We start from the raw sequence: 1825 nt of genomic DNA, 5'->3' as shown, positions 1-1825 counted from the left end.
GAACTGCCGTTGACGCCGAACCGCAAGCTCGACCGCAAGGCCTTGCCGGCTCCGGATGCTGATGCGCTGATCAGCCGTGGCTATGAAGCCCCACAAGGCGAAACCGAAACGCAGATCGTGGCTATCTGGCAAGACCTGCTGGGCATTGAGCAGGTCGGGCGTCACGACCATTTTTTCGAGCTCGGTGGCCACTCACTGCTGGCCGTCTCTCTGATCGAGCGTCTGCGCAAGCAGGGCCTGAATCTCAACGTAAAGACTGTATTCACTGCGCCTACCGTGCGTGAAATGGCCTTGGCTATCAGTCAGGACAAACACGTTCTGTTCCAGGTACCCGCCAACCGCATTCCAGCCCATTGCACGCAATTGACGCCAGACATGTTGCCGCTGGTGGAACTGAGCGTCGCTCAGATTGAATTGATCACCTCCGCCGTTGCCGGCGGAGCCGCCAATATCCAGGACATCTACCCGCTGGCACCGCTTCAGGACGGCATCCTGTTCCATTACCTGCTGAATCGTGAGCGCGACGCCTACCTGATGCGCTCGATGATCGAGTTCGACAGCCGTGCGCGCCTTGACGCCTTTCTTGAGGGCCTGCAAACGGTTATCGACCGCCATGACATCCTGCGCAGCTCGGTGCATTGGATCGGCCTGCCGCAAGCGGTGCAAGTGGTGCACCGCCAGGCGCAATTGCCTGTCCATACCCTCACCCTGACGCCGGAGGAAGACGCACTCAGTCAGCTGGACCGGCTAAGTGATCCAGGTCGTCTGCGCCTGGATCTGCGACAGGCCCCGCTGCTGCTGGCCTACATTGCTCGCGACCCAAACTCGGAACGTTGGCTACTGGCGCTGATTGATCATCACATGATCAGCGACCACGTCACCGTAGAACTCATACTCGAAGAAATTCGCCTGTTGATGCGAGGCCAGAGCGCAGACCTGCTGCCACCGCAGCCTTACCGGGATTTTGTCGCACAGACCCTCGCCAGCCCTTCAAGTGCCCACGAAGCTTACTTCACACGCCGCCTGGCTGATGTTGATTCACCCACCGCTCCTTTCGAACTGCTGGAAGTTCAGGGCGACGGCAATGACGTCGAAGAGGCCAAACTGGCATTGAACAGTGACCTTTGCATACGTATTCGGACTCAGGCCCGGGAGCGCGGCATGTCCCCGGCGGTTCTGTTCCATGTCGCCTGGGCCCAGGTGATGGCCCGTTGTACCGGTCGCGATGACGTGGTGTTCGGCACCGTGGTCACCGGCCGCCTGCAAGGTACGGCCGGCGCCGAGCGGGCCATGGGCATGTTCATGAACACCCTGCCGGTCCGCGTGCAACTGACCACACAAGGCGCCCAGGAACTGGTCATGGCCACACACCGTGATCTCAGCGAATTACTGAGCCACGAGCAGGCGTCACTGGCCCTGGCCCAACGTTGCAGTAGCGTGGCCACAGGGGTGCCGTTGTTCTCCAGCCTGCTCAATTACCGGCACCAGGGCGAGGACAGCCGGTTGCAATGGCCGGGCATGCGCCTGCTCGACGGCACCGAGCGGACCAACTATCCGCTGTGCTTGTCGGTCAACGATTACGGCAGTGAGCTCGACCTGATAATACACAGCATGCAGCCCGCAAATCCGCAACGCCTGTGCGCCATGATGCAGTGCGCGCTGGAGCAACTGACCGACGCGCTGGCGCACACACCGCAGATGGCCGTTACGCAGCTGGATGTGCTGCCTGCCGCCGAGCGCAACCTGCTGCTGGAGACCTTCAACCAGACGCGCCAGGACTACCCGACGGACCTGTGCATTCAGCACCTGTTCGAAGCACAGGTCC

1 protein-coding gene is annotated in these 1825 nt (G+C 61.2%); it reads left to right on the top strand.

The genetic code is table 11. The features are described from left to right. Window positions 1-1825, top strand: a 1825-nt coding sequence (locus QRN50_RS19570; RefSeq protein WP_285427589.1) for a condensation domain-containing protein, incomplete at both ends; no start/stop codon positions are given.

It is taken from the genome of Pseudomonas sp. MEJ108 (assembly GCF_030208985.1).
In the GTDB taxonomy this organism is placed as follows: Bacteria; Pseudomonadota; Gammaproteobacteria; order Pseudomonadales; family Pseudomonadaceae; genus Aquipseudomonas; species Aquipseudomonas fragariae.
This window is presented reverse-complemented; position numbering and strand designations above follow the sequence as displayed.